This is a genomic window from Pseudomonas baetica, assembly GCF_019733355.1.
Taxonomy (GTDB): domain Bacteria; phylum Pseudomonadota; class Gammaproteobacteria; order Pseudomonadales; family Pseudomonadaceae; genus Aquipseudomonas; species Aquipseudomonas baetica_A.
On record NZ_JAIHLQ010000021.1, the window covers coordinates 111,164 to 117,773 of the forward strand.

Annotated in this window: 5 protein-coding genes and 2 pseudogenes; 3 read left to right on the forward strand and 4 right to left on the reverse strand. The window is 49.7% G+C overall.

Annotated elements, in window-relative coordinates; all coding sequences use genetic code 11:
* Positions 1-134 precede the first annotated feature (134 nt).
* Both K5E40_RS19970 and K5E40_RS19975 read left to right on the forward strand, forming a co-directional pair.
* Entirely contained in the window at positions 135-1,187 is a 1,053-nt protein-coding gene (locus tag K5E40_RS19970) for an HlyD family secretion protein (RefSeq protein ID WP_181196944.1), read from the forward strand.
* Positions 1,184-2,824 carry an MFS transporter gene (locus K5E40_RS19975; RefSeq protein WP_127882194.1) on the forward strand — a complete coding sequence of 547 codons (1,641 nt, stop codon included), beginning with the start codon at positions 1,184-1,186 and terminating at the stop codon, positions 2,822-2,824. The genes K5E40_RS19970 and K5E40_RS19975 overlap by 4 nt, the downstream gene beginning before the upstream one ends.
* Positions 2,825-3,239: 415 nt before the next feature.
* Here the strand turns inward: K5E40_RS19975 and K5E40_RS19980 are convergent, their stop codons facing one another.
* Positions 3,240-4,103: a TetR/AcrR family transcriptional regulator gene (locus tag K5E40_RS19980; RefSeq protein ID WP_233098363.1), complete on the reverse strand. Its 864-nt coding sequence runs from the start codon at positions 4,101-4,103 to the stop codon at positions 3,240-3,242.
* Between the two features lie 50 nt (positions 4,104-4,153).
* Between K5E40_RS19980 and K5E40_RS19985 the strand changes: the two genes are divergently transcribed.
* A complete protein-coding gene (locus K5E40_RS19985) occupies positions 4,154-4,561 on the forward strand; it encodes a carboxymuconolactone decarboxylase family protein (protein ID WP_010562376.1) in 408 nt (135 codons plus the stop codon).
* Between the two features lie 222 nt (positions 4,562-4,783).
* On the opposite strand, the pseudogene K5E40_RS35070 reads toward K5E40_RS19985, so the two are convergent.
* From K5E40_RS35070 to K5E40_RS19995, 3 genes and pseudogenes are all read right to left on the reverse strand, one after another.
* Positions 4,784-4,939, reverse strand: a pseudogene (locus tag K5E40_RS35070) (IS5/IS1182 family transposase); the annotation flags it as partial.
* Positions 4,940-5,378: 439 nt separating this feature from the next.
* The gene (locus K5E40_RS19990) at positions 5,379-6,002 is read right to left on the reverse strand and encodes a glutathione S-transferase family protein (protein ID WP_169878815.1); all 624 of its coding nucleotides are present in this window, start codon (positions 6,000-6,002) and stop codon (positions 5,379-5,381) included.
* A gap of 495 nt (positions 6,003-6,497) precedes the next feature.
* Positions 6,498-6,610: pseudogene (locus K5E40_RS19995) on the reverse strand (IS30 family transposase); the annotation flags it as partial.

Genomic DNA, 6,610 nt, shown 5'->3' on the forward strand with positions numbered 1-6,610 from the left:
AGATGCTCCGACAATCTGCGGCAAAAAGTGGGGATGCGACGTGCAGATCTCGTCGCAGAATAAAAAGTAGATGGGCGTTAATAGTGGGTTGGCCGCTTGTTACAACCAGAGTGCGAATGTCAAGGCGCTTCGCTATGGCATCGTCCGTGCTGTTCGCTTCTGCGGTGGCAGTCTGGTACCCGATTCCGTACAGGGATAGTGTGACTACTGATGATGCCTACGTCCGGGCCGATCTGACCCCGCTAGTATCACACGTTGAAGGATATCTCGTGGATGTGCCGATCCGCGACAATCAGAGAGTGCGTTCTGGCGATTTGTTGGCATTAGTGCAGGATGCTGATTATCGAGAAAAGGTCGCCGAAGCTCAGGCTAAGTCTGATTTAGCCGCTGCCGCGCTGGTCGAATCTCTCAGCCAAAAGCAATATCAACAGATTCAAGTAGAAGCGGCTGCGGCATCCTTACGGGCTTTACAAGCTGAGTTGGATCGCGCAGTTGCTGATCACAGTCGCTATCATGCTTTACTGCCAAGTGGATCGGTGTCTCGCCAGCAGGTTGATGGTATTGATGCAGACGTTAAGCGTTTGAGCGCTAATCTTGCCCAGAGGCGCGCCGAGTGGATGGCGGCGCAACAGCGGGAGAAAATGAGCAATGCGAGTATAAACAAGGCGAGAGCCAATCTTCAGGCTGCACAGTCGAGTCTGAATCTGCGCAATATAGATCTTGGCTGGACACGTATCACGTCTCCGGTTGATGGCGTCATTGGCGAGCGTCATGTGCGTCCTGGTATGTATGTGCGCACCGGAACGCTGATCGCCGATGTAGTTCCGCTGCCACATGTTTGGGTGGTCGCAAATTTTAGGGAAAGCGAGATAACGCATATACGCCCAGGACAGCGCGTTACTATTTTGGTTGACAGTCTGCCTGGCCAAGCATTCGAAGGTAAGGTTGACAGTCTTCAGCCTGCCAGCGGGGCGCAGTTTGCTTTGCTTCCAGCCGACAATGCGACAGGTAATTTCACTAAGGTAGTTCAGCGTTTTCCGGTGAAGATCACACTTGACCCGAGTCAGGATTCGCAGTCCTCTCTGCTCCCGGGTATGTCCGTTACTACGACCATTCACACATCAACCGGACTGAGTTCAGGAAATTTTATTGATTGGTTAACCGGCTGGCTGCGAGGGCGGGTGTGAGTGACTCTTTAGGCCTTGCCGTATCAGAAGTGAATAGTCGGCTGAAGTCGCGACTTTTTCCCGGATCTTTGATTCGATGGGATCGTCGGCGTTTTTCGGCCTGCGTGGCCGCTATTGCTGCAGCCTGGATGACCGTGCTCGGTGCCCGATACGTTGTGCTGGGATTTGCCGATGTACGGGGTGGTTTAGGCCTGGGGGTTGACGAAGGTACTTTGCTTTCTTCAGCTTATGCCGCTGGAGATGTAGTCGGCGTGGTGATTGGCTGCTGGTTGGCAACTGCGTTATCACTTCGACGGGTGTTGTTAGGGGCAACGTTGCTCTTTATGGCTACCTCGGTATTAATGGCGTTCAGCCCTCCTTATGCTGCTCAGATCATCGTTCGCTTTGCACAGGGTATGGCCGGCGGGGTCCTATTACCGATGGCGATAGTTGCGCTATTGCGAACTCTACCGGCTAGGCATCGTGCTCTTGCTTTGGCACTGTATATCTCCGCCTCGACTCTGGCCCCGCAGTTGGCCGCTGCAATCACAGGCTGGCTGCTCGACCACTGGGGATGGCGCGCACTGTTTCTCGCAAACCTTCTGCCTGGCATATTCGCATTGATCGCGGGTTTCTATGGTCTGCCGCGCGAAAGACTGCGTTTGCGGCCTTTGCTTCATATGGATCGGTTTGGAATGCTCCTGTTCGTTGGCGGGCTTGGCATGCTCGCCTGTGCTTTCGATCAGGGTAATCGGCTTGATTGGTTACAGGCAACCCCAATTAGAGTGTTGCTATTCGCCGGTACGGTTGCCATATGCGGATTTATATATCACGTGGTCAGAGTGAGGCATGATCGCCTGCTTAATGTAGAACTGCTGTCGAGACGCAATATAGTACTGGGCATTTTGGGAATTTTGCCTTTCAGTGTCGCTGTGACAGGTTGCAGCTATGTGATTCCCCAATTCCTTATACAGATACACAGCTATCATCCGCGCGAATTGGGAGCGGTGCTGTGGGATGCAGGCTGGCCGCAATTGATTAGTTTTGCGGGCGCGGTAGTGTGCTTGGATAGGAAATGGTTGGGAGGTCCCCGTCGTTTACTTGTATTGGGGGGCGTATTGGTCGCCACGGGTGCTCTGCATGACAGCTTGAACATCGACGGCTCATGGGAGGGCGATGAGTTGCGCATTGGGCAGATATTGCAGGGCTTAGGGCTGCCCCTGATCTTGTTGCCACTACTGTATTTGTATGTTGGTGATCTTTTGCCGCGCGAGGGATTGCATGCTGCTATGGCATTCAATGTTATGCGCAGTATCTGCGGTACGGCGGGTTTGGCTTGGGTTAGCACTTTGGATCGAGTACGTGAGCAAACCCGATCTAATGTACTTATGGATCATGTGAGCACATCCTCGGCCGCTGTTTCAGCGAGGCTGGATGCCCTTATCTCGGCAGTCAGTATGCGGTCCAGCGGCAGTGATCAGGCGACGGAACAGGCATTGCATCTACTAGCTAGTAATGTGCGGCTTCAATCTCAGATTTTGGCGCATGCCGATACCTTGGCAGCGATCGCTGTGGTTACATTAATAGGTGCAGTGTTGGCGGCATTTATGATGCCCTACGGATCGGGACATCCCAGTTCTAATGTCCGCCACGCTTGAGTACCGTGCTTATTAGCACTCTCGCCAGAGTGTATGATATTTAATGGTATCCATACTCAAAGGACTTCATTGATGTTGAGTCTGAATAATGCCCTTTAGTCTATTGCGGCGGCGCAATTTAAGACTGAGCGAATCAATCAGCCGATGAGGATTGCGGTGGAGGACGCTGGAGAGGATTTAATCGCGCATATCCGGATTGGTGAGTTCGGTATTAGCCCTTTAGATATGGCTCGATATATTCAGTCAGGCGGACCACTCTTCGCTATAAATAGTTCGAACGGGGAGGGGGGGGCAGTTGCGATATATTCTTGGCGAATACAGTTGCTTCGCGACGGTACTGTTATAGGAGCCGTCGGAGTGATTGGCGGTGCGCGTGAGCGGGACGATTTAATCGTGTGAGCTGGCGTCGCAACTTTTAGTTAGCTCCGTCGCGCGTCAATGCCTGCATGGCAGCAGGTGCTCCATGCAGGAAGCGAATGATAGATATTTCGATAAAACGATCCAGATCTTCCGGAACTGTCATGTCATATACCCAGCGACGTTGGGCAAGATAAAATAATTCACCGTGTAATCCCCATGCAACTTCAAGCTCAGCCGACGATAAGGTCTCACCGGGTGGCTTTTCGCAGGAAAGCTCACGTAATTCCATCGCCACTGGTTCGATCACTTTGGTCTGGATTAGGGAAAGATAACGTTGACTGATGCCGACGCCCTTGAGTCCTGCAAAAATAAAAATCCTAACCCAGTCATATCGAAAGATCGCAGGCAAATATGCCTTGTAAAAGTCGATTAATCGCGCTTCCAAGGTCTTTCCAGGCTGCTTTAGCATTGCCTCCCATTCAGGTTGCCAGCGGCTAAGGTAGACCTCTTGGTACACTCTATCTATCAACGCCTCTTTCGTTGCGAAATAACGAAACAGGTTCTGGTGTGTGATTCCAAGGCGTTCGGCTAACTCGCGTAGGGTACCTTCGAATCCGACCTCGGCGAAAAAGCGTACCGCCTCTTCAATAATCTCCCTCTCACGCTCTTGGGGGGGCATGCGTTTGCGTTTGTTTGGCGTTGGCCTCGAGGAGTCGTCGATCGTCTCGGCGGGGGCACATTTGCGTTTCGATTGTGGTGATCTGATCATGCTTTCAGCATAACGATAGACAATCGCTTGGTAAACAAGGTGGGACGCTTTGCAGTGAAATGTCGCACCACGCTCGCTAATTACTGATTGGTAAATAACTATTGATCGGTTGATTTTTTGCCCTATAATTACCATCCGGTAATTATTCACGTTGCGGACAAACTGAAGCGCATTTCAAATCAATTAGGAGGATTTCTGTAATGGCTAAAGCCCCCGAAACTGTATCAGTCAACGATCAGCGTTTCCTTGCTGGCCAGGCGGCGTTTGAGGAGATCACTGGGCTGCGTTCTAGTGAATTCTTGGACGGGCTAAAGGACCTTGCTCCTGCTATAGGCCGATTTGTTATGGAGTGGGAATTTGCCGATGTCTATGGGCAGAGTTCGTTAGATCTGCGTACCAGAGAACTCATTATGGTAGCTGGATGTGTTGCGCTAGGAGCAACTGCTGCTCCCATTCTGAAACTGCGAATTGGCTCAGCCTTGCGTGCCGGTGTTTCGCGTCAGGAAATTATTGACACAATTATCCAAATAGGTATAGCTGCCGGAGTTCCTGCTGCACTAGCGGCGATTCAGTCTGCTGGAGAAGTATTTGCAGTGCTCGATGCTTAAAGTGTTATCTGTTGCTTTTTTAGTAGGGAGCTCGAGAATAAAACAAGGCTCTGCGATGTTTGGAAGGCCCGGCTAGGGGTGGTCTGAGGTAGTCATATTTTTTTGTAAAATTCGGCTGCCTTCAATTTTGAAAGTGCCGATTTGATCCAAAACGCTCAGATCACTCACTCATTCCTATCTTTATTAGCCGCCGTGAGAACCTCGCGGTGGCTATTCCCTATATTACAGGCACACCTCTCCTGTATCGCTCGCTAAATGTCGGAATGCCATCCACAGATTCGACATTGCAAATCGCGTCGCCAGATGTGCCGTGTCCTTTGCCAGGCTAGGGAAGCGTGTTTTCACAAAACTGAACTGGCTATTGATCATTGGAAAGGGTGTTAGAACTTATTCAAAATTACTTTACCGCTCGCTTCTGTAGGCTCGTTATATACGTCGCTCTGAATCGCATGCCTACCTGCAGTGGGTGTCGATGCGACTTCAATCGGGATACTACTGCCAAGCTTATCCACTGCCACTGGGACACAAAAACATAAATCCTTCTTGGGTCATTTTTCAATAAGCTCCAACATGTAAGCCTGTGCTTGCTATTGTGTAGCTGCGAAGCGACGCCCGGTCTGGCTCTGACGTAACAGCCGTATTCATCGTTAGCTGAGTAAATTTTTAAGCCTGGTTACTGACAAGCTTTTAAGCAGGTTGATCATCACTCCAGTGTTCCGTCACTTGAAGGATGTCAGCTTTGGTGGTCTTAGCTTCATGATGGTGAGAGCCATGGCAGTTTGAGAGTCTGCCACAGCTATTTGTTAAAAAGCTAAACTCACTTCGCGTCTATATCCAGCGCTAGCTTGTAACTTTTCTGGTTTTCAAGGTTTTTAATGTAGGTTTCAATATGTGGAAATTCGCTCTTGGATTTGAGCAGGTTGAGCGCGCCTTTCACCACAAATCCCAGCATGAAGTCTGCTCCTGTGAGTCTCTCCTCGATTAAAAACTTTTTGTTATTCAAGTGGTTGTTTAGATAGGAAAAAACTTTATTGAATTCAGCTTCGGCGTAGTTGTTAAGGAATTTTAGTTCGGTTCCAGATTGTGTTTCAAACTCATTAAATATTTTCAGTAAGAACGGAAGCATTGCCGAGCTTTCTGAGAAATGGATCCATTGTAAGTAGTCAAGGTATTCTGCAGAGCTTTCTGTTGGTGCTAAATGAGGTGCGAATTTTTTTATCAGGATTTCTGCGATCGCGCCTGACTCCGCAATTATTTTTCCATCAAGCTCGATAACTGGAGATTTGCCTAGGGGGTGAATGCCCCTCAGTGTCTCGGGGGCTAGATGTGTTTTTTTATCACGCTGATACCGAATAATTTCATATGGTTGGCCTATTTCTTCCAGCAGCCACAGAATACGAAACGACCTTGAGTCATTGAGGTGGTGAAGTTTTATCATCATTTTTACGCCTTCTGAGTGATCTCGGTAAGGGAAATGTGCATTGTCTGAGGCTATCGATAGTTAATTTGCGGACTCGCAACGAGTAGGCAAGAAATTGTATCTGTCAATATGCGACCAGTCTACTATTCTGGTGGGCTGAATGCTCCGATAGCACTTACGGTCCGCTCCGAGTCCTTTGAGATCTGCATCTCGATGCTTGTCTTCTAGCGAGAGAGGAGTGCGCCCACAGAAATCCAAGGAGCTTTGGGAGGCTTAGGATTGGTTCTTTGCGTGTACTGCGGCGCTATGAGGATGCCGAGCGTGGGTTGGTGTTTAGACCTGCGGCGGCCATCAACAATTGCTACAATCACTGGAGCAAAAATCTCACATAGACGACTGGTCTATTTTATGGTAGCTTGCACTGATGAAACCACGTTACGATGATACGCGCCAACATTTGCTCGATACGGGTCACCGAATGATGGTGGGCGGTTGCAGGAACTGAGTGCAACACAGTTATTGAATTGAAGTGGGCGCATCGTGCCGCATAACCACGGCCATTTGCATCACCTCACCCATCATTTCGATCGGACATTTGAAATCGAAGCGTTTACGGGGGCGCATATTCA

Coding starts and splice junctions, on each gene's coding strand:
- K5E40_RS19990 (WP_169878815.1), bottom strand. CDS start 6,002: ATGATGATAAAACTTCACCACCTCAATGACTCAAGGTCGTTTCGTATT.
- K5E40_RS19985 (WP_010562376.1), top strand. CDS start 4,154: ATGGCTAAAGCCCCCGAAACTGTATCAGTCAACGATCAGCGTTTCCTT.
- K5E40_RS19970 (WP_181196944.1), top strand. CDS start 135: ATGGCATCGTCCGTGCTGTTCGCTTCTGCGGTGGCAGTCTGGTACCCG.